Below are 21,095 nucleotides of genomic sequence, written 5' to 3' on the forward strand. Positions count from 1 at the left end.
AGGTTGGCGCGGGCGGCGGTGTCGTAGCGGGCGCGGGCGGTGGGGGTGCGGAAGAGGTGCTGCTGCTGGACTAGTCCCTGTAGTACCGCTGCGCGGCCCTGGCGGAAGAGGTTGTCGGGGACGTGTGCGTATTCTGCGCGGACGGCGGCTGCGTATGCGGCATAGGCGGATTCGCCGGCGGCCAGGATGGCGAGGTCGGCGTCGCACAGGACGCCGCCGTTGCGGTCCGAGGGGTCCGGGTGGTGGCCAGCCGTGAGACGGACCAGGCGGGCTACCTCGGCGACTGTGTCGGCATCCAAACCCAGTGCGGGTAATGCGGTTTCGGCCAGCTTGGCGCTGGCCTCCTCATTGTCGCCGCCTTCCACCGAGTAGACGGCGTCGTGGAAGAAGGCCGCGTAGCGCACGGCCTCGATATCGGCGGCATCGGCGGCCAGATCGTCGATGATGGCCAGCATTGCGGCCAGATGCTCGACGGTGTGATAGCGCCGGTGCGGTTCGCTGTACCGGCGGACCAGGTCCTCCCCTAGAGCCCGCGCCGACGGTCCGGCCAGCTCGGTCCAGCGGTCCAGCAGTTCTACGTCGAGACTCGTCCCCATCTACGCAGTCTGCCGAATTCACCGCCGCGACAACAGCCCTGAACCACGGTGCTCTTCGCCACTGCACCGAGCCGCACATCAGCTTCATGGCCCTGCCCACGTCCGGCACTGCGCTCGGCGCTGTTCGGCCTTCGGCTCTTCACCACTGCGCCGGCGGGTGGCGGATACTGTGAGCCATGTCGATGCAGCCTCGCCGGTGGACGCCGCCGCATGCCACGCCGCGCGCCCGCGAAACTCACAGTGTTCCCGCTATGCCCGCGCTGCGGTTGCTCGAATTGCCCGGCAGGGGGCCGGAAGACGTGGTGGTCGCGGCCGATGGGCGGGTGCTGACGGGTATCGAGGGCGGGGCGATTCTGGCGGTCGATCCGGCTACCGGAGCGGTCGAGCAGATTGCGCACACCGGCGGGCGGCCGCTCGGGCTGCACGCGGAATCCGATGGCTCGCTGTTGATCTGCGATGCGGAGCGTGGATTGCTGCGCCTGGACAAGCCGGGCGGTGAGATCGAAGTACTGGTGGCGGAGATCGACGGCGAAGCGCTGAACTTCCCCAGCAATGTGGTGGCCGACAGCGACGGGACCATCTACTTCTCCGAGTCCTCGCGTCGCTGGCCGCTGAAACAGTGGATGGGCGACATCATGGAGCACTCCGGCACCGGCCGGCTGCTGCGCCGGAGTCCGGACGGCACGATCGAAATCCTCATCGACGGACTGGATTTCGCCAATGGCGTGGTGCTCGCGCCGGACCGCTCCTGCGTGCTGGTCGCCGAGACCGGCGCCTACCGCGTCACCCGGTATCGGCTGTCCGACCCGCAGGCGGGCACGTACGACCGGCTCGTCGAGAACCTTCCGGGCTTCCCGGACAATATGTATCTCGGCAGCGACGGCCTGGTCTGGGTATCGCTGGTTTCGCCGCGAAATCCGTTGCTGGACAACCTGCTTCCGCTCCCGGGCATACTGCGGCAGATCTCGTGGGCGATTCCCGAACGGCTGCAACCGAAACCGGCGCGCACCGCATGGGCCATGGCCTTCGACTTCGACGGCGCGCCGGTGCACGATCTGCAGCGCGAGGGCACCGAGTACGCCATGGTGACCGCCGTCGCCGAACACGACGGCGTCCTCTACCTCGGCAGCATCACCGAATCGGCGATCGCGGTGACGCAGGTTCCCTAGGACTTCTGAGCAGCGTCCTGGGCGTGCTGCGCCTGGGACAACTGCGCCGGTGTGTAGCGCAGTGACAGCGACATCAAGCCCATGGCGGCGGTGCCGAGCGCACAGACGAACAGCACCAGGGTGTAACCGCTGCCGAGCGCATCGATCTGCGCGGAGCTCATTTCGGTGACCTTGCCGGTGGTTCCGCCGAGCGACAGCGTGCGCGAGAGCGCGACCGGACTCAGCAGGCCGACCGCGAACGGCGTGCCCATATTCATGAACATCTGCCCGACCGCCGACAGCGGACCGATATTGGCCATGTCCACACCGACCAGTACGCACAGCGGCAGAATCACGATGACCATGCCGACCGAGAAGCCGACCACGCACAGCAGTCCGAGCAGGGTCGGGAAGTACTCCACCGAACTGTCGATGGTGGAGCCGAAGAACAACCCGGCCGCCAGCACGATCGCCGAGCCGAACAGCAGCCAGCGCGGCTGCACATACTGCACCGCCTTGGACGACACAGCTGTGCCGACGCCCGCACCGAGCGTGAACGGAATACTGCCCAGACCCGCCATGAGCGGGCTGTAGCCGAGCACGTTCTGCAGGAACTGCGCCACGAAGAAGGTCGTCGCACCCAGCACTCCCGACGCCAGGAAAATGGCCGCGAAGGAGATCACGCGGTCCCGGCTGTCGAACAGCGACCACGGCAGCAGCGGATTGGCGACATTGCGTTCGGCGAAGACGAATACGATCAGCAGCGCCAGGCCGCCGACCAGCGCACCGATGATAATCGGGCTGTCCCAGCCCATTTCCGGACCTTCGGTCGCGCCGAACACAATGGCCGCGCAGGCCAGGGTGCCGAGCACCGCGCCGCGAATATCCAGCGAGATGCGGTGGTGTTCGGTGTCGTGCAGCTCGCGGAGCGCGCCCAGCACAATGAGCAGGCCGATCGGCACATTGATCCAGAAGATCCAGCGCCAATCCACCTGGGTCAGCGCACCGCCGACCACCAGACCCCCGACCGAGCCGATGCCCACCATGGAACCGAGAATCGCGATGGCCTGATTTCGGACAGGGCCGGGCGCGAAAGTGGTGGCTACCAACGCGAATGCGGTCGGCGCGGCAATGGCCGCACCGGTGCCCTGCAGCGCGCGGGCAGCGATCAGCCAGGCCTCGTTCTGTGCAGTGCCACAGAGCGCCGAAGCCACCGTGAATACGCCGACGCCGAGAATCAGCATGCGTTTGCGGCCGAAGGAGTCGCCTAGTCGACCGCCGAGCAGCATCAGACCCGCGAACGGCAGACCGTAAGCAGTGACGGTCCAGGCGCTGCCCGCATTGGACAGACCCAGCTGTTCCTGCACCCGCGGCAGCGCCAGAATCATGACGGTGCCATCGAGCACGACCATCAACTGCAGCCCGCTCAATACGAGAATCGCGAGCCCGAACGCCCGCTTGGTCACCGGATACTGCATCGTCGCAGCGGGATTATCGAGCACTCCGACACTGTAATGGATGCCGGACGGACCGAACCGATCTCGTTCCCGCGCGATCGGCTCAGCACCACGGCCTGACCGCGCAGCAGCGGAAGTACCTGGGCACCGATCGACGCGGCGGCCGAGGCCACCGCACAGCCCCCGTCGTCACCACACAGCCCCAATAGGTGCTGCGCGGTATCGACAGTTGCTGTGCGACGGCCGAGGCCGTCCTCGAGGAACGGTGCGGGCGTCGCAGCTGTCGTACCACCGGAAACTCTGGGCACAGCGGGCGATCCCGGCTCGCTCAGAGCGCGGCGGTGTCGGGAGCGCCGGCGGTGAATCCGGCGGTGGGGCCGATGACGATAATGGCCGGCGGGCGGATGGCTTCGGCGCGTACCTGCTCGGCGACGGTCGACAGATCGGCGCGGACAATGCGCTGGGTGCGCAGGCTGCCCTCCTGAACGATGGTCACCGGGGTATCCGCGGCGCGGCCGCCTTCCAGCAGTGCGGTGGCGAACTTGTCGATGCGCTCCACGGCCATGAGCAGCACGATGGTGCCGCGCAGCCGCGCCAGAGCGGGCCAGTCTACGAGCGAGTCCGGGTGGTCCGGGGCGACGTGCCCACTCACCACGACGAATTCGTGGGTGACGCCGCGGTGGGTGACAGGGATTCCGGCCAGGGCGGGCACCGAGATCGCGCTGGTGACGCCGGGCACTACGGTCACCGGAACACCGGCTTCGACACAGGCTTCGAGTTCCTCGTAGCCGCGGCCGAAAACATAAGGATCGCCGCCCTTGAGGCGGACCACGAACTTTCCGGCCTTCGCGCCCTCGATGAGCGCGGTATTGATGGCCTCCTGTGCCATGGCGCGGCCGTACGGAATCTTGGCGGCGTCCACGACCTCGACGTCCGGGCCGAGTTCGGCCAGCAGCTCCGGCGGCGCAAGCCGGTCGGCGACAACAAGATTCGCACGCGCCAGCAGTCGGCGGCCGCGCACGGTGATCAGGTCCGGATCGCCGGGACCGCCGCCGATGAGTGCCACGCCCGCGGCCACCGGACCCGAATCATCGGTCACGACACCGGATTGCAGCGCCTCGAGGAGTGCGGTGCGTACCGCGGCCGAACGGCGATGCTGCCCACCGGCGAGCACGCCCAGACTCATACCGTCGTAGCGCGCGGTGGCGGGAGTGACAGCGGTGCCCAGCCGCGCATTGTCGGCACGCACGGAGAAGATACGCCGCCGGGTCGCCTCGGCCACCACGGCCGCATTGGTGTCGGGTTCATCGGTGCAGACGAGTGCGTACCAGGCGTCCGCGAGATCGCCGTCGGCATAGTCGCGCAATTCGAGAGTGAGCTGCCCGGAGGTGGCCATACCCTCGACCGCCGGAGTCGCCTCACGGCTGATCACGTGCACATCCGCACCGGAGGCGATGAGCAGTCCGAGCCGGCGCTGCGCCACGGTCCCACCACCCACCACCACGACGCGGCGCCCGTTCAGATCGAGCCCGACCAGGTAGTTCGGGTCGCCAACGGGCTGGTCATCGGATGCGGCTGACGTGTTCGGCACAAGGATTGAGCCTACGGTGTCGGCGGAAACTCGCCACAATCGCCCGGCGGCCAGGCAACAACCGATACCGAGCTGCCATGTCCGGTCCCGGAAACCCGTGCAGCCGCACGCTTCCGGCCAGGCCGGGTCCCGCTGTTCGCTGCACGGCAGATCCGACGCCCAGTTATCGCGTCGGGTTCCTGCCGCGGCGGGCTCTGGTTCAGATGCCGCTGTGGATCTTGGTCGGGGTGATGCGGACGGTTACGCGCCCGGCGGGGTCGGTGAGCGACGAAGGCATGAACTCGCCGTAGGTCTGCCCGGTGAACTTGAGCGACATGCGGTCCGGCAGGGCGCGCTCGGGGTCCGGCTGCACGGTGACGGTGCCGCGGATCTCGGCGTAGACGTAGGGGTTCTCCGGCGGGGTGATCAGCACGGTGGCTCGCGGGTCCCGCACCAGGTTCTTGTACTGCTGCCGACTCACCGAGGTGGAGTAGATCAGGTCGTCGCCGTCGCGGTCGAGCCACGCGACGGTCAGGTGCGGCTGGCCGTTGGCGCCGACGGTCGCCACTGTGGCGAATACCTTCGACTCGTCGATGTGCTTCTTGAGTCCCTCGGGAAGTGTGGTCACGGGTGTTGTGAACAGACTGCGCCGCAAGCGAATTCCCGGGCCCTATTTCACACCGTTGGCGTAGTCCTGCACCAGATGCAATCCGCCCTGACGGACCGGCATTCGATCCGAGTCGACGAGCGTGAGCGACAGCGTCACCGGATGACCTTCGAGTTCGCCGGTCAGCGTCAGCCGATCCGGTGCGGGGCGATCGTAGGTCAAGGTCGCCAAAGCATCGGAAGCCGCGGGCGCACGCAGGGTGAGACGGTGTGCGCCACTATCGAATTCCGTCAGGACCGGGACCATTCCGTCATCCATGCGCTGATAGATCGCCACTCCCGGATCTTCGAACACCATTCGCCGCCAGCGGGTTTCATCGGTGAGCAGGGGCGGCACCGGCTGCCCGTCCCTGGTGAACTCGGTGACACTCCAGATTCCGTACAGCTCGGAGTGCGGTCGGCCCGGGCCGTATTTGTGCCAGCCGTCCCAGGCACCCACCGACTGGCCCAGGATGAACCAGAGCGCCAGCACCACCAGTGCGATATCGGAGATCCGCCGTGATCGCCGCGTCCGGAACGGGGTGGGCGCGGTCGAGGGCCCGGCCGCGCCGCCCAGCAGTGCGGTGGTGAGCCGCCGCGCATCCGGGGCCAGTAGCACCATCGAGAGCAGCAGCAGGTGGAACGACAACAGTTTGACCGGGACGTCGAAGGTCATGTTCAGCACCCACACCTGCGCCATGCTCACCAGGCTGAGCAGCGCTCCGGCCAGCTGGGTGCGCGGCAGCAGAAGCAGCACGCCGCCGGTGATCTCGGCCATGCCGAGCAGGCTCTCGTACACCGGTGAGGCGCCGACCTGATTCCACAGCACCGCCATATGACCGAAGTCGCCGTAGGGCTGAATGAGGGTGGCCAGGCCGGGGACCGGCATCTGCAGCGGAATCGCCTTCGCAAAGCCGTAATTCAGCATCTGACCGGCCAGAATGACCCGGAAGAAGAGCAGGAACCAGCCGGCTGCGGTGCGGTATTCGGTGCGCCTGCGGTCCAGCGCACTCCACACGGCGGCCACCAGCACCGCGGCGATCAGAATGCAGAAGACCTCGATCCACAGATACAGCTGATCGCCACTGCCGGAATCCAAATTCAGCAGGACGCCCGGATGGTCGAAGACCGTGCGCCCGGTCCATCGCACCAGCGGGCCGAGCAGGTCCGCGTACTTCTGCATGAGATCGTCGGGCAGCCACTTCTGGACGACGCCGAAGAAGGCGAAGATCGGCTGCGGGTAAATGACACAGAACAACGTGAAATAGGCAATCACGAAGCGGAAGAGAATCCGGAATGCCGGTCGCCACTCCCGGTTCTCCTCCGGCGGCAGATCCTCGAGATCCGTTGCGGCACCGACTGTTCGCACACTCATCGCACATCCCCTCGCTCCGAACTTCGACCGTAGTTCGAATACGATCTCGACGCCTCCGGGTTATCCCCCTTTTCCGGAGCTCCGGCATACCTCTGCGGGATTACGTGCCAGCCCCCATCGTGATGAGGTGCCAGCACTACCGCCGGGCCGGAATTCACGTCAGCAGTCGTCCCATTCACCGGTACTCGCGGGCGCAACCCCTGCACAATCGAACTGGAACACGTTACATTTCTCGGCACCGTGTTATCCGGGTCACAGCGGCCCTCTCGGCCTGCCCGAACCGAACTGACACGCCTGCCTTTCCATGCCAGGAGGAATAGACATGTCGGCCGACGACCCGAACCAGAGATGGGAACTCACCGTCTCCGACCGCGACGAGGATCAGCTCGCGGCACAATTGGCGAGCTGGCTCGCCACCAAGGTCGTAGCCGACGAGGCGCCCCGCGTCACCTCGCTGACCAAGCCGCAAGCGGGCGGCATGTCCAGCACCACGCTGCTCTTCGACGCCGAATGGACCGAGAACGGGCAGCCCGCGGGCGGCTCCTACGTCGCGCGCCTGGCGCCGGAGGACAGCTCCTTCCCGGTCTTCGAGAAGTACGACCTGGAAACCCAGTACGCCATCATGGCCGGAGTCGCCGAGGCCACCGATGCACCGGTGCCGGAGCTGTGCTGGATCGAGACCGATCCGAAGGTGCTCGGCTCCACGTTCTTCGTCATGCGGCGCGTGAACGGCCGTGTCTGCGAGGACAACCCGCCGTACGTGTTCTTCGGCTGGGTCTTCGACGCCACGCCGGAACAGCGGCTGGAGATCACCCGCAAGACCGTCGAGGTCATTGCCAAGGTGCACAGCATCGAGAATCCCGAGCAGCGCTTCCCCATGCTGCACGGCGAGGGCTCGGCGCTGCGCCGGCACTTCGAGGCCCAGAAGCAGTGGTACGACTGGGCGCTCGCCCGCGACGGATTCCGTATTCCGCTACTGGAGCGCACCTTCGAGTGGCTGGAGCAGAACTGGCCGGAGGACTCGGGCCCGGATGTGCTCAACTGGGGTGACGCCCGGCCGGGCAACATCATGTTCCAGGAGAACGACGAAAGCGATCTGGTCGCCGTCCTCGACTGGGAGATGGCGGCCATCGGCCCGCGTGAACTCGATGTGGCCTGGCCCATCCTGATCCACCGCTTCTTCCAGGACATCGCCACCCGATTCGATCAGCCGGGACTGCCGGACTTCCTGCGGCGCAGCGATATCGAGAAGATGTACGAGGAGGCCACCGGGCACGCGGTCCGCGATCTGGACTGGTACCTGATGTACGCGGCGCTGCGCCACGGCATCGTGATGGGCCGCATCAAGCGCCGCATGATCCATTTCGGTGAGGACACCGATACCGACGATCGCGACGACTACGTCATGCACCGACCGCTGCTCGAGGCCATGCTCGACGGCACCTACGCCTGGGATTGAGAGCTATGAAACCCATGATCGGCCCGCTGGACGAATTCCCCATCCACCAGGCGCCGCTGCCGATGGCGCGGGTGGTCAGCAGCGATCGGAACTTCTACGACCGCAGCTACTTCAATGCCATCGACAAAACCGGTGACATGATGCTGATCACCGGGTTCGGCGTGTACCCGAACCTGGGTGTGACCGACGCCTTCGCCACCGTGCGGCGCAGCGATACCCAGCATGCGGTGCGGTTCTCCGATGCGCTCGAGCAGCGCGGGCTGAACCTCGCCGTGGGCGGGTACCGGATCGAGATCATCGAGCCGCTGCAGCAGCTGCGGGTGATCTGCGAGCACGAGGACCTGTCCTTCGATATGACCTGGGACGGCGCGTTCCCGGTCGTGCAGGAGGAGGCGCACACCATCATCACCGGCATGAACAAGGCCATGATCGATGCGCAGCGCTTCGCACAGGTCGGATCCTGGTCCGGCACACTGCATGTCGACGGCACCGACTTCACCGTCGATCCGGCGAACTGGACCGGCACCCGCGACCGCTCCTGGGGCATCCGGCCGGTCGGCGAATCCGATCCGGCGGGGCGCGTGGCTTCCGAACCGTCCGAAGGCTTCTGGTGGCTGTACGTGCCGCTGCGCTTCGACGACTACTCGATCATCGTCATCGTGCAGGAGGAGCCCAATGGCTTCCGCACCCTGAACGATGCCACCCGCATCTGGAACGACGGGCGCATCGAGCAGCTGGGCTGGCCGCGCATCAATCTGAAGTACAAGTCCGGCACCCGCATTCCGACCTCGGTGCGCCTGGACCTCACCACCCCCGACGGCAAGCCCCTCGAGGTGGAGGTCGAGGCCGGCACCCATATCGCCCTCAATGTCGGCTGCGGCTACGGCGGCGATCCGGACTGGCAGCACGGACAGTGGAAGGGCCGCAACTGGTCCGAGAGCAAGAGCTTCGACCTGACCGACCCTGCCATTGCCGGCCGCATCCCCTTCAGCGTCATCGACCACGTCGGCAAGGCCCGCTGCGGTGATGCCGAGGGCTGGGGCCTCTTCGAACACGGCAGCCTCGGCCGCCACGACCCCACCGGCTTCGCCGACTGGGGCTCGGTCTCGCCCTAACCACAGACCGCGAATCATCCACTCCCTGTGAATGATCCGCACCGCCGCCGCGCCCGCCGACGACCCAACCAGTCGGCGAGCGCGGCGGTCTGCCGTTCGAGTGCCGCTACGCGTTCAACGGCGAATTACCGCAGCTGCCACTGTGATTCCGCCGATCACCTGTTTCGCCCCGACCAGCTGGTCGCTGCCAGAGGCCAATAGCGCGGCGGCCTCGGCCACACTGGGCGTTCCGATGGCCTCCGCTGCGCGCGGCGAGGGGTTGGGCACGGTGACGGCCGCGAGCTCTGCCGCCGTGAACACTGCCAGCGGCACACCGAGCTCCGCAGCGGCCGCTACCAGCTCGGGTTCCCGCGCCCGCCGATCCACCGTCGCCAGACATCCGATCACCGCGCCCCCGGCCATCACCCGCACCGCCTGCACGATCGCGGAAGCCATTGCCCCGGACCGCATTCCCACCCCGACCGCGAGGGGATGCACTGCGAGCCCACCTCGGAACTCAGGCGCAGCAGCGTCAGGCGAGGACATTGTCCTGGACGAAATCGGCTGCGGCGGAGACGAAACGGGTGATTGCCCGGGGGTTTCCGGCGGGGTGGGTGTGGAGGTAGGAGGCGTGGACATTGCGGAGGATCGCGCCTTCGCGGATGGTTTCGCCGGAGGGGGCGCGCCAGGCCCAGGCGAGGGCGTCCGGGGAAGGGGTGGTGAGGCGGGTGCGGTGGAATTCGTGGCCTCGGACGCGTTCTCCGGCTTGCCAGAGGGGGGAGTCGGTCAGGGCCACGGCGTCTCGGTAGCCGAGGGTGAGACGGGGGCCGAATTCGGCGTCGGCTTCGACTACTCCGGCCATGCGGTGGCCGTCGAGGGAGCGGGTGAGGTAGAGCAGGCCTGCGCATTCGGCGTGGATGGGGAGGCCGCTGCGCGCTCGGTCGGCGATGGTGGTGAGCAGGTGGGTGTTGGCGGCCAGGGAGGCGGCGTGCTCCTCGGGGAAGCCGCCGGGGATGACCAAACCGGCGGTGCCGGAGGGGAGTTCGTCGCGCAGGGGGTCGAAGACCACGACGCGGGCGCCGGCGGCTTCGAGGAGTTCGCGGTGTTCGGCGTAGCCGAAGGTGAAGGCGGCTCCGCCTGCCACCGCGATGATCGGGCCGTCGGCGGGGGCCGCACCGGGTTCACCGATCGCCGCGGCGTCGACTGAAATGCCTTCGGAGACAGGGGCGATCCCGGCGGCTGTCGATGCGCCTTCGGCCGCCATGCGCAGCTCCTCGGCGGGATTCCAAGCCGAACCGGCGGTGTGTGAACTCGCCAGCGCGGCGACAGCGGCCAGATCTATATGTGCGGCAACAAGATCGGTCATCGCGTCCACCGCGGACTGCGCGGCGGAACCGTGCTCCACAGCGGGGACGAGGCCGAGATGCCTTGACGGGATGGACAATTCGTCCAGGCGGGGCAGCGCGCCCAGCACCGGCAGGCCGACGCGGGCGCAGGCGGCGCGCAGTACCTGTTCGTGCCGTTCGCTGCCGACACGGTTGAGAATGACTCCGCCGAGTCGGATTCCGCTGTCGAAGGTGGCGAATCCGTGCAGCAGCGCCGCCAGGCTCTGGCTGTGGCCGCGCGCGTCCACCACCAGCACGACCGGCGCGCCCAGCATGGCGGCGATCTGCGCGGTGGAACCCTCGGCGACGGGTTCGGTGTTGTGCTCGTCGATGCGCCCGTCGAACAGGCCCATGACCCCTTCGACCACGGCGATATCGCAACCCGCACTGCCGTGCCGGTACAGCGGAACCACCCGCTCGGCCCCGCACAGCACCGGATCCAGATTGCGGCCGGGCCGACCGGCGGCCAGTCCGTGATAGCCCGGATCGATGTAATCGGGCCCGACCTTGAACGGCGCCACCCGATGCCCGGCCCGCCGCAGCGCACCGATCAAGCCGGTGGCCAGGGTGGTCTTACCGCTGCCCGATGCGGGCGCGGCCACCACCACCGCGGGCACACTCACCATTCGATGCCGCGCTGGCCCTTGCGGCCCGCGTCCATCGGATGCTTGACCTTCGTCATCTCGGTGACCAGATCCGCGACCTCGATGAGCGCCTGCGGGGCATCACGACCGGTGATCACCACATGCTGATTGCCGGGACGATTGCGCAGCGTCTCCACCACCTCGTCCACATCCACCCAGCCCCACTTGAGCGGATAGGTGAATTCGTCGAGCACATAGAAACGATGCTGCTCGGCGGCGATACGGCGGGAAATCTCCTGCCAGCCCGCGAGCGCGGCGGCGGCATGATCCTCATCGCTGCTCTGCTTACGGGTCCAGGACCAGCCCTCCCCCATCTTGTGCCACTCGACCGCCCCGCCGACGCCGGTCTGCTCGTGCAAGCTGCCGAGGGTGCGGAAAGCGGCTTCCTCGCCCACCTTCCACTTGGCGCTCTTCACGAACTGGAAGACAGCCACATCGAAGCCCTGATTCCAGGCGCGCAAGGCCATCCCGAACGCAGCGGTGGACTTCCCCTTGCCCGGCCCGGTGTGCACGGCCAAAACGGGCTGATTGCGGCGCTGCCGCGTCGTCAACCCGTCGTCCGGAATGCTCTCCGCCAGCGGAACGCCCTGGGGCATGGGATCGAACTCCTTTCACCGCACGGCCGTCGGCCGATCGCTCGGCTCAACGGTGCCATACGCGCGCGGTGGAACCGCTGCCGGGAGTACCCGCGCGTCAGCGGGTCAGTTCACTATGTGCACGACGGCCGTGACAGCGCGCTTGACGACACCGAAGAGAACACTCACCAGGGCCTCGGTCGCGACCTCCAGCCCGACTTCGGTCGCCGCGCTCGGCTGGTCTCCGCCCTGGTTCGACTTCTTGCTGCGAAGAATTCCCATAGACATGAGACGACCGTCGAACCAATAAGGTTCCCGCATACGGCGAGAGCTCAGGCGGCGCGGCCCGCGCGGACTATGCCGGCTACCGAGTCGCCGGTGAGTTCGGCCAGTTGCAGGTAGCCGCCGCGGAGTTCGCGGGCCAGGTCGCGGGCAAGGCCGAGGCGGATCATGCCACGTTCGCAGTCGACGACCATGGCGGTGACGGAGTCATTGGCGAGCAGGCGGGCGGCGGCTCGGGCGCGCGGTACCGGGTCGGGGCCGCCGGTGGCGCGGCCGTCGGTGAGCATGACGAGCATGGGGCGGCGGTGGGGGTCGCGGATGCGTTCGCGGGCGATGACTTCGCGGGCCTTCAAAAGGCCTTGGGCGAGTGGGGTTTTGCCGCCGGTGCGCAGGTCCGCCAGGCGGCGGACGGCGATATCGACCGAGGAGGTGGGCGGGAGCACCAGTTCGGCGTCCTGGCCGCGCACGGTGATGACGGCGACCTTGTCGCGGCGCTGGTAGGAGTCGCGCAGCAGGGCGACGATGGCGCCGGTGACGGCGGAGAGGCGGTCGCGGGCGGCCATCGATCCGGAGGCGTCGACCACGAAGACGACCAGATTGCCTTCGCGCCCTTCGCGATACGCGCCGCGCAGGTCTGCGGCGGCGAACTCCAGGGGGCCGCTGATCCGGCCGCGGGCGCGCTGCTGCGGGACGGCCGCGAAGATGGTGCCGAGCAGGTGCAGGCCGGTACCGGTTTCGGGGGTGGCGCGTACAACACGGCCCTGACGGGTGCGGGCGCGCGAGCGGCGGCCCGGTGCGCCCTCGCCGACGCCGGGTACCTCCCAGCGCGGGGGCTTGGCGATCGACTGGGAAGGCATGCCGGAGCGACCTTCACGCGCCGGGCGCGCCGACTCCTGGTCGCCGGATGAATCCTGGTTCGGATCGGCAGGCCGCCGGTCACGCCGCGAATCCTGGTCGCCCACCGGCGCATCCGGGCTGCTGTCCGGCTGCTGCGGTGAATCCGCCTCGCCAGCAGGCGAATCCGCCCCGCCGCCGGAACCATCCGGATCATCCTCGGGTTCCGGCGAACCCGTTACCTGCTGGTGCTGCGACCCCGCATCATCCTGCGGGGCCGCTTCACCTTTTCCCAGGTCGTCGGCACCGCCGTCCTGCATCTCGCGGTTCGCCTCGTCGGCGGCCTGCTGCATGGCCTCGTCGAGTTGCTCTTCACTGATCCCGGGTTCATCGAACGGATCCCGCCGACGCCGGTGCGGCAGTGCGAGTTCCGCCGCGATCCGGACGTCCTCCTCGGTCACCACGGCGCTGCCCCGCCAGGCGGCGTGCGCGGTCGCGGTGCGGGCTACCACGAGGTCCGCACGCATGCCGTCCACATCGAAACTGGCGCACAGCGCGGCGATTCGGCGCAGTTCGACATTGTCGAGCGCGACCTCGCCGATCCGGTCACGGGCGGTCAGAATGCGTTCGGCGACTTCACGATCGGCTCCGGCGTAGCTCGCGGCGAACCCGGCCGGATCGGCCTCGTAGTCGAGCCGGCGGCGCACCACCGACATGCGCACATCCACATTGCGGGAGGCGACCACATCCACGGTCAGGCCGAACCGGTCCAGCAGCTGCGGCCGCAGTTCGCCCTCTTCGGGATTCATGGTGCCCACGAGCACAAATCGCGCCGGATGCGAATGCGAGACGCCGTCCCGCTCGATGTGCACGCGCCCCATGGCGGCGGCATCGAGCAGCACATCCACCAGATGGTCGTGCAGCAGATTCACTTCGTCGACGTAGAGCACGCCGCGATGAGCGGCCGCGAGCAAACCCGGCTTGAACGCCTGTTCGCCATCACGCAGCACCCGCTCCAGATCCAGGGATCCGACCACACGGTCCTCGGTGGCGCCCACGGGCAATTCCACCAGCCGCGCGGGCCGCGCGCCGCTCTCGTCGACCACAGGGGGCAGCAATTGCGCCAGCGCACGCACCACGGTCGACTTCGCGGTCCCCTTCTCCCCCCGCACCAGCACCCCGCCGATTCCGGGATGCACCGCACAGAGAATCAGCGCCAGCTGCAACCGCTCCTGCCCGACCACCGCCGAGAACGGAAACCCGGCCTCGACATCGGGGACCGCACGCTTTGATTCGGAGTAAGTCGCAGAGGAGACGGACACGCCGTCAACTCTATGCGCGCCGCGCACACCGGCTGGAGGTACCCCGGGGCAGCAGAGTTTCGGCCCGTGAAAAGAAAAACCCCGCAACCATTGTGGTTGCGGGGGTCGCGTCAGCCTCGGCGCATAGGGAGGTGGGGTATCCCGTCCTCGATGTATTCCTCGCCGTCCACCTTGAATCCGTGCTTGGTGTACATGTCGACCAGGTAGCTCTGCGCATTCAGGCGCACGGTGGCGCCGGTGCCGGTCTCGGCCAGGGCCGCCTGCAGCAGACGGGTGGTGTAACCGTGGCCTCGAGCGGGCGGGGTGGTGCACAGTCGCCCGATCCGGAAAGACTTCACGCCGTCATCGTGCTCTTCGAGCAATCGGAGGGTGCAGATGACCTCACCCTCGTCATCGAGCCAGAAGTGCCGGGTTTCCGGGAGCAGGTCGAGACCGTCGAGCTCCGGATATGCGCACTTCTGCTCGACGACAAATACTTCGACACGAAGTTTCAACAGCCTGTACAGAGTCTTGGTGTCCAGATCCAGGGCCCATGACCGTTTGAGAGCAACCGTTGACATCATCGATTGTTGCTATCACACCTACGCGTGCAATGCCACAACTACGCGTGAGATGTGACCCCGGAATGCTTCGGCGCCTTGTCGTGATCCAGGCGCAGCGCCTTGTTGGACCAGTCCCAGACCTCGCGGTACAGGGCCTGGTTCTCCGAGAGCTTGACGCCCAGGGACGGCACCATTTCCTTGAGTTTCGGCTCCCACGAAGCGAATTCGCCCGGGAAGCACCGCTTCATGACGTCGAGCATGGCGCTCACGCAGGTGGACGCGCCCGGAGACGCGCCCAGCAGACCGGCGATGGTGCCGTCCTCGGCCGCGACCACCGCGGTACCGAGCTCGAGCACGCCGCCCGCACCCTTGCGGCGGATGACCTGCACACGCTGACCGGCGATGATCAGATCCCAGTCATTGCCGTCGGCGCGCGGGAGGAACTCCTCCATCGCCTCGACCCGACCGGCCTGCGATTTGAGCAGCTCGCCGACCAGGTAGTTGACCAGGCCCATCTCGGTGACACCGACACCCAGCATGGAGAACAGGTTGTTCGGCTTCACCGACTTGAACAGGTCGGTGAGCTTGCCGTCCTTGAGGAACTTCGGCGTCCAGCCCGCGTACGGGCCGAACAGCAGGCCACGCTCACCATTGATGACACGAGTGTCCAAGTGCGGCACCGACATCGGCGGCGCGCCGACGGAGGCCTGGCCGTAGACCTTGGCCTCGTGCTGCTTGATGAGTTCAGGGTTCTTGCAGCGCAGGAACAGGCCGGACACCGGGAAGCCGCCGAAACCGGCGATCTCCTTGATGCCGGACTTCTGCAGCAGCGGCAGTGCGCCGCCGCCCGCGCCGACGAAGACGAACTTGGCATTGATGACGCGGGTCTTGCCGCTGCGCAGATTGCGCACCTTCACCAGCCAGGAGCCGTCCGACTGCTTGGTCAGGTTCTTGACCTCGTGACCGAAGGCGATATCCGCACCCGAAGCGCCGAGGTAGGCCAGCAGCTCCTTGGTGAGCTCGCCGAAGTCGATATCGGTGCCGTAGTCGGTCCAGTTCAGAGCGACCGGATCGGAGAAGTCCCGGCCCTTCGACATGAGCGGTAGTCGGCGCGCGAACTCATCGGCGTCGTCGATGAACTCCATGCCCTCGAAGAGCGGGTGCCGCGACAGCGCGTCCTGGCGCTTGCGCAGGTACTCCACTCCGTCCGCGCCGTGCGTGAAGCTCACATGCGGTACGTGGTTGATGAAGTTCGACGGATCGGCGAGGACACCGTTCTCCGCCGAGTACGACCAGAACTGGCGCGAGACCTGGAAACGCTCGTTGATGTCGATGGCCTTGGTGATATCCACCGAGCCATCGGCATTTCGCGGCGTGTAGTTCAACTCGCACAGGGCCGAATGGCCGGTGCCCGCGTTGTTCCAGGGGTCACTCGACTCGGCCGCGGCGGCGTCGAGCCGCTCGAAGACCGAGATCGACCAGTCCGGCTGCACCTGTCGAAGCAGTGCACCGAGGGTGGCACTCATGATGCCGGCACCGATGAGCACTACATCGGTCTTTTCAATCGTGGCAGCGTTCGACACGGTGTTGATCGACTTCCTTGTCTGTGTGAGGCAACCCAGCGGCAGTTAGGTTACCCGTCGTTCACCTAAGTTCGATTGTGCCCCTGGACACGCCGAAATCCCGCAACGAAAAGCCCGAATGTGAGAGACACCTCGAAGCGCCCTTCCGACCGCCGGGGATTATCTTGGGCAGGTGACCTCTGATATGTCATCCCCCGCCGCCTCATCCGCTCCGACCCAGGCCACGGGCGCGTGGCAGCCCGATGTCCTCGGGGCGGACTATCAGCAGCGCACGCTGCCGCTGGGCCCGGATCCCGACGGCGAGGGCGATGCCTTCGCCACCCTGGTCCGCTATACGCCCGTCGATCAGCCGGTCGCCACCAGCGCCGTCCTGTTCGTACACGGATTCACGGACTACTTCTTCCAAGAGCATCTGGCCGCGCATCTGGCCGCGCAGGGCTTCGCCTTCTACGCGCTGGATCTGCGCAAGTGCGGGCGCTCCACCCGTGATGGGCAGACACCGCACTTTGTGACCGATCTCGCGCTCTACGACGTGGAGCTGAACCGTTCGCTGCGCATCATTCGCGAGGAGACCGGGCTGCCGGTGCTCGTGATGGGGCATTCGACGGGCGGGCTGGTCACCTCACTGTGGCTGAACCGGCTGCAGGCCACGGGAGGCGCTCGCGCACAGGGCATTACGGGCCTGGTGCTCAACAGTCCGTGGTTCGATCTGCAGGGCCCGTCGTACTACCGCAATCCCGTGAGCACCGCGCTACTGCAGGGCATCGGGCGCCTGAGCGCCATGGCGCAGCTGCCGCTGGGCAAGATCTCCACCTACGGAGACAGCCTGCACCGCACCGCATCCGGTGAATGGGATTACAACCTGGACTGGAAGCCGTTGACCGGCTTCCCGATTCACGCGGGCTGGCTGCGCGCCATCCGGCGCGGGCATCTGCGGGTGCACCGCGGACTCGATATCGGAGTGCCCGCGCTGGTGCTGCGGTCGAAGCTGACCCGCTTCATGAGCAAGTACGGCCCGGCCGCCGATGTGGCGGATGTGGTGCTGGACGTGAAGCAGATTCAGCGCTGGTCGGGCTGCCTGGGTGAGCGCACCAATATCGTGCCGATCGAGGGGGCGCGGCACGATGTGTTCCTGTCCTCGGAAAAACCGCGCACCCAGGCGTTCACCGAGCTCGACTCCTGGCTCGAATGGCTGGCTACGTCACCAGAAGCTGGTGCGTAGCACAATCTCGGTGGCGAGCTCGTGGCTCGCTTCCGCGGCCACATCCGTGACGTCCACGGGCACGAGCCGGAACTCGCCGTAGACGTAGCGCCCGGAGGCCTCGGCCGCCGGGCGCGGCAGGCGCTTGGTGGCGAGCAGGGTGGTGGGTATCTCCACCGGCGGGCAGGTCGCGTCGGCGATCGCGCCGTCCGCACCGGGGGCCGCGGGATGTCCGCTGCCGGCCGCGATGAGGCTCATGAAACGGCCGAAGCCACGAGCCGCGAGCTGCCAGGCCAGGTCGGCGCCGGTACCGCTGCCGACCAGATTCGCCCAGGGCACCTTCAGTTCGTCGAGGATGCCGAAGACCGCCGCGCTGTCGAGCCCGTCCGCCGGTTCGATGACGATGGTGCGCAGGTCCGAGGTCTGCAGTCGTTCGCAGACCCCGTCGTATACGTCGGCCGGATCGCCCGCATCGGGGAGCAGGAGCACGTGGTGGCGAGATTCGGTGCCTCCGACCCGCACGGCCCATACGCGGTCACCGACCGTGATCCGCCTAGATTCCATATCGAATTACGCTACAGGGCGCGCGAAAGTCCCGAACGCGAGTCGCCCGGATTGATGTGACCGGCATCACTATCGGGAAGCAGAAATGCCGATCGCTCATGAAAATTACCGAGTGATCGTGAGGGTCGGCAGATTCGCGGGCGCGCCCGCATCGATCAGTCGCTCCAGGGCCGCGAGATCGAGGTACTTCTCCATCAGGTCGGCGAGCAGGTCGAGCTGGGTCGTACGCACCTGGTCCACCGAAACATTGTCGGCCACAAGGAAATCGGCCCGACCAGCGCGGGCGGCGACCTCGCGCAGCCAGGCGCGGCGGAATTCGTCGGATTCGAGGGCGCCGTGCAGGTGCGTACCCCAGATGGCGTCGCGCACACTGCCTTCGGGTGCGCCGTTCAACTCCAGCCAGGGTCGATCACCCGTGGCACGAACCCGGCCGTGATGAATCTCGTAGCCGTGCACCGGGATACCCGAGCCACGGTCAGGGCGGAATGTTGCGATGCTCTCATCCCGCTCGGCACCGCTATCGCCGGACGCATGATCGCCCGCCACACCGGCGGCACCCGCGTTTCTCGGCACGTGAACGCCCGTCGCACCGGCATCGCCCGCGTATACCAGTGCGTGACCGGCGCTGTGGCGCAGCACCTTCGGGTCGTGGAACTCGATCTCGAGGTCGAGCAGGCCCAGGCCCTCGACCGTGCCTGCGGCGGATTCGACGTGATCCTCGATGATGCGGCCGAGCATCTGGTAGCCGCCGCAGATGCCGAGAATGGGACCGCCGGTCGCCGCGCGGGCCTGCAGAGCTTCGGCGATGCCGGTGCGGCGCAACCACTCCAGGTCGCTCACGGTGGATTTGCTGCCGGGCAGCACCACCAGGTCGGCTCCGGCCAGGCGTGAAGGGTCGGTGACCCAGCGGACCGCGACGCCGGGCTCGCAGGCCAGGGCCTCGATATCGGTGGAGTTCGAAATACGTGGCAGGCGGATGGCGGCGACGGTCAACCAGTCCTTGCCCAGCGGCGGCTGGGAGCGGCCTACCGGAGCGTCCGCGATGGTGCCGAGGGAATCCTCGGCGTCGATCCAGAGATCCTCCGCGAACGGGATGACCCCGAGGGTGGGGCGGCCGGTGAGCTCGGTGAGCTGGTCGATGCCGGGGCGCAGCAGATCCACATCGCCGCGGAACTTGTTGACGATGTAGCCGGAGATCAGTTGCTGGTCTTCGGGTTCCAGAATCGCGACGGTGCCGAACAGATGCGCGAGCACTCCCCCGCGATCGATATCGCCGACCAGCAGGACCGGCAGATCGGCGGCGCGCGCCAAACCCATATTCGCCAGATCCGTTGCCCGCAGATTGATCTCGGCGGGTGATCCGGCTCCTTCGCAGATCACCACATCGAATTCCGCACGCAGCGAAGCCAATTCCTCGGCGACGATCGCGCGCAATTGGGTGCGGTGCCGGAAGTAGTCCTTGGCGCCGACGGTGTCGACCGCCTGCCCGCGCACCACTAGCTGCGAGCGCCGATCGCTGCCGGGCTTGAGCAGCACCGGATTGAACCGCACGCTCGGCTCCAGCCCGCAGGCCCGCGCCTGCAGCGCCTGTGCGCGCCCGATCTCTCCGCCGTCCAACGTGACGACGGAATTATTGGACATGTTCTGCGCCTTGAACGGGGCTACGCGCACCCCGCGCCGGGCCAGCATGCGGCAAATACCGGCCACCACAACGCTTTTCCCGGCGTCGGAGGTGGTGCCGGCAATAAGGAGCGCACCCTTCACGCGCCCGGCCCCTCGTCATCTCGGCATGCTTGTGGCCGGGATCCACCGCGAGATTCCCGCCACAAGCACGCGGGAATGACGGGGCACGAGGTCACGGGAGAGTAAGGATCTCTGCGCCGTTCTCATTCACCACGAGCGTGTGCTCGAACTGGGCGGTCCACTTGCGGTCCTTGGTGACCACGGTCCAGCCGTCGGACCAGATCTCGTAGTCGATGCCGCCCAGATTGATCATGGGCTCGATGGTGAAGGTCATACCGGTTTCGATCGTGGACTCCACGGCGGGCTGATCGTAATGCAGGATCACCAGGCCGCTGTGGAAGGTCGGGCCGACGCCGTGGCCGGTGAAGTCGCGCACCACGCCGTAGTCGAAGCGATTGGCGTAGGACTCGATGACGCGGCCGATCACATTGAGCGCCCGGCCCGGCCGCACCGCCTTGATGGCGCGCATGGTGGCCTCTTCGGTGCGCTCGACCAGCAGGCGCGCCTCCTCGTCGACATCGCCGGCGAAGTAGGTCTTATTGGTATCGCCGTGCACGCCGCCGATGTAGGCGGTGACATCGATATTGACGATGTCGCCGTCCTCGATGACGGTCGAGTCCGGGATGCCGTGGCAGATGACCTCGTTCAGCGAGGTGCAGCAGGACTTGGGAAAGCCCTTGTAGCCCAGCGTCGACGGGTACGCGCCATTGTCGATGAGGTATTCGTGCACGATGCGGTCGAGCTCATCGGTGGTGACGCCGGGAGCGACCGCCTTGCCCGCCGCTTCGAGCGCCTGCGCGGCGAGCTTGCTCGCAATACGCATGGCCTCGATGGTCTCCGGCGTCTGCACCCAGGGCTCGTGGCCCTCGTTGGCGGTCTTCTTCCATACGTACTCGGGCCGCTCGATGGATTTCGGCACCTCGCGGATGGGCGACTGGGTGCCGGGAACGAGGGGTTGGCGGGTGCGCACTGACATGGAACAAGACTATCCGCCCGATGCGGGCGGCTCGCGTCCAGCGGGGGAAGTCTCGGGTGCGGACCCGCCCGGACCGGCGTGGAATGTTTCCGGACTGCGG

Annotated in this window: 19 protein-coding genes; 4 read left to right on the plus strand and 15 right to left on the minus strand. The window is 67.2% G+C overall.

Annotated elements, in window-relative coordinates; all coding sequences use genetic code 11:
• The coding region (locus JWN03_RS01770; protein ID WP_297608643.1) for an HD domain-containing protein at nucleotides 1–596 on the minus strand (596 nt) is incomplete at its 3' end.
• A 176-nt stretch (nucleotides 597–772) separates the two neighbouring features.
• On the opposite strand from JWN03_RS01770, the gene JWN03_RS01775 reads away from it, so the two are divergent.
• On the plus strand, nucleotides 773–1,765 hold the full coding sequence (locus JWN03_RS01775; protein ID WP_297608645.1) for an SMP-30/gluconolactonase/LRE family protein: 993 nt from the start codon (nucleotides 773–775) through the stop codon (nucleotides 1,763–1,765).
• On the opposite strand, the gene JWN03_RS01780 is transcribed toward JWN03_RS01775, so the two are convergent.
• The 4 genes from JWN03_RS01780 to JWN03_RS01795 form a co-directional block, all read right to left on the minus strand.
• Nucleotides 1,762–3,222, minus strand: a complete 1,461-nt coding sequence (locus JWN03_RS01780) for an MFS transporter (RefSeq protein WP_297608890.1) — start codon at nucleotides 3,220–3,222, stop codon at nucleotides 1,762–1,764. The genes JWN03_RS01775 and JWN03_RS01780 overlap by 4 nt on opposite strands.
• A gap of 307 nt (nucleotides 3,223–3,529) precedes the next feature.
• Nucleotides 3,530–4,792 carry a uroporphyrinogen-III C-methyltransferase gene (gene cobA / locus JWN03_RS01785; RefSeq protein ID WP_297608647.1) on the minus strand — a complete coding sequence of 421 codons (1,263 nt, stop codon included), beginning with the start codon at nucleotides 4,790–4,792 and terminating at the stop codon, nucleotides 3,530–3,532.
• A 199-nt stretch (nucleotides 4,793–4,991) separates the two neighbouring features.
• Entirely contained in the window at nucleotides 4,992–5,399 is a 408-nt protein-coding gene (locus JWN03_RS01790; RefSeq protein ID WP_297608649.1) for a PPOX class F420-dependent oxidoreductase, read from the minus strand.
• Nucleotides 5,400–5,441: 42 nt separating this feature from the next.
• Nucleotides 5,442–6,791: a DoxX family protein gene (locus JWN03_RS01795; protein ID WP_297608650.1), complete on the minus strand. Its 1,350-nt coding sequence runs from the start codon at nucleotides 6,789–6,791 to the stop codon at nucleotides 5,442–5,444.
• A gap of 322 nt (nucleotides 6,792–7,113) precedes the next feature.
• On the opposite strand from JWN03_RS01795, the gene JWN03_RS01800 reads away from it, so the two are divergent.
• Both JWN03_RS01800 and JWN03_RS01805 read left to right on the plus strand, forming a co-directional pair.
• Nucleotides 7,114–8,250 (plus strand): phosphotransferase family protein, encoded by a 1,137-nt coding sequence (locus JWN03_RS01800; RefSeq protein ID WP_297608653.1) that lies wholly within the window; start codon nucleotides 7,114–7,116, stop codon nucleotides 8,248–8,250.
• Between the two features lie 14 nt (nucleotides 8,251–8,264).
• Nucleotides 8,265–9,365 (plus strand): hypothetical protein, encoded by a 1,101-nt coding sequence (locus JWN03_RS01805; protein ID WP_297608893.1) that lies wholly within the window; start codon nucleotides 8,265–8,267, stop codon nucleotides 9,363–9,365.
• 114 nt (nucleotides 9,366–9,479) lie between these two features.
• Here the strand turns inward: JWN03_RS01805 and JWN03_RS01810 are convergent, their stop codons facing one another.
• From JWN03_RS01810 to mqo, 7 genes are all read right to left on the minus strand, one after another.
• Nucleotides 9,480–9,890: a cobalamin biosynthesis protein gene (locus JWN03_RS01810; RefSeq protein WP_297608656.1), complete on the minus strand. Its 411-nt coding sequence runs from the start codon at nucleotides 9,888–9,890 to the stop codon at nucleotides 9,480–9,482.
• The gene (locus JWN03_RS01815; RefSeq protein WP_297608659.1) at nucleotides 9,877–11,355 is read right to left on the minus strand and encodes a cobyrinate a,c-diamide synthase; all 1,479 of its coding nucleotides are present in this window, start codon (nucleotides 11,353–11,355) and stop codon (nucleotides 9,877–9,879) included. The genes JWN03_RS01810 and JWN03_RS01815 overlap by 14 nt, the downstream gene beginning before the upstream one ends.
• Nucleotides 11,349–11,969 (minus strand): cob(I)yrinic acid a,c-diamide adenosyltransferase, encoded by a 621-nt coding sequence (cobO, locus tag JWN03_RS01820; protein ID WP_297608662.1) that lies wholly within the window; start codon nucleotides 11,967–11,969, stop codon nucleotides 11,349–11,351. The genes JWN03_RS01815 and cobO overlap by 7 nt, the downstream gene beginning before the upstream one ends.
• 105 nt (nucleotides 11,970–12,074) lie before the next feature.
• On the minus strand, nucleotides 12,075–12,236 hold the full coding sequence (locus tag JWN03_RS01825) for a hypothetical protein (RefSeq protein ID WP_297608665.1): 162 nt from the start codon (nucleotides 12,234–12,236) through the stop codon (nucleotides 12,075–12,077).
• A 44-nt stretch (nucleotides 12,237–12,280) separates the two neighbouring features.
• Complete coding sequence (locus JWN03_RS01830) at nucleotides 12,281–14,386, minus strand: magnesium chelatase subunit D family protein (protein ID WP_297608667.1); 2,106 nt, start codon at nucleotides 14,384–14,386, stop codon at nucleotides 12,281–12,283.
• A 110-nt stretch (nucleotides 14,387–14,496) separates the two neighbouring features.
• Nucleotides 14,497–14,949, minus strand: coding sequence for a GNAT family N-acetyltransferase (locus JWN03_RS01835; RefSeq protein ID WP_297608670.1), 453 nt, complete (start codon nucleotides 14,947–14,949; stop codon nucleotides 14,497–14,499).
• Nucleotides 14,950–14,987: 38 nt separating this feature from the next.
• The gene (gene mqo / locus JWN03_RS01840; RefSeq protein ID WP_297608672.1) at nucleotides 14,988–16,511 is read right to left on the minus strand and encodes a malate dehydrogenase (quinone); all 1,524 of its coding nucleotides are present in this window, start codon (nucleotides 16,509–16,511) and stop codon (nucleotides 14,988–14,990) included.
• A 184-nt stretch (nucleotides 16,512–16,695) separates the two neighbouring features.
• Between mqo and JWN03_RS01845 the strand changes: the two genes are divergently transcribed.
• Nucleotides 16,696–17,733, plus strand: a complete 1,038-nt coding sequence (locus JWN03_RS01845) for an alpha/beta hydrolase (RefSeq protein ID WP_297608896.1) — start codon at nucleotides 16,696–16,698, stop codon at nucleotides 17,731–17,733.
• On the opposite strand, the gene JWN03_RS01850 is transcribed toward JWN03_RS01845, so the two are convergent.
• From JWN03_RS01850 to map, 3 genes are all read right to left on the minus strand, one after another.
• Nucleotides 17,713–18,276 carry an alpha/beta hydrolase gene (locus JWN03_RS01850; protein WP_297608675.1) on the minus strand — a complete coding sequence of 188 codons (564 nt, stop codon included), beginning with the start codon at nucleotides 18,274–18,276 and terminating at the stop codon, nucleotides 17,713–17,715. The genes JWN03_RS01845 and JWN03_RS01850 overlap by 21 nt on opposite strands.
• A gap of 105 nt (nucleotides 18,277–18,381) precedes the next feature.
• Entirely contained in the window at nucleotides 18,382–20,040 is a 1,659-nt protein-coding gene (locus JWN03_RS01855; protein ID WP_297608678.1) for a cobyric acid synthase, read from the minus strand.
• A gap of 91 nt (nucleotides 20,041–20,131) precedes the next feature.
• Nucleotides 20,132–20,995 carry a type I methionyl aminopeptidase gene (map, locus tag JWN03_RS01860; protein ID WP_297608681.1) on the minus strand — a complete coding sequence of 288 codons (864 nt, stop codon included), beginning with the start codon at nucleotides 20,993–20,995 and terminating at the stop codon, nucleotides 20,132–20,134.
• Between the last annotated feature and the right edge of the window lie 100 nt (nucleotides 20,996–21,095).

This window comes from Nocardia sp. (genome assembly GCF_025465275.1).
Lineage (GTDB): Bacteria > Actinomycetota > Actinomycetes > Mycobacteriales > Mycobacteriaceae > Nocardia.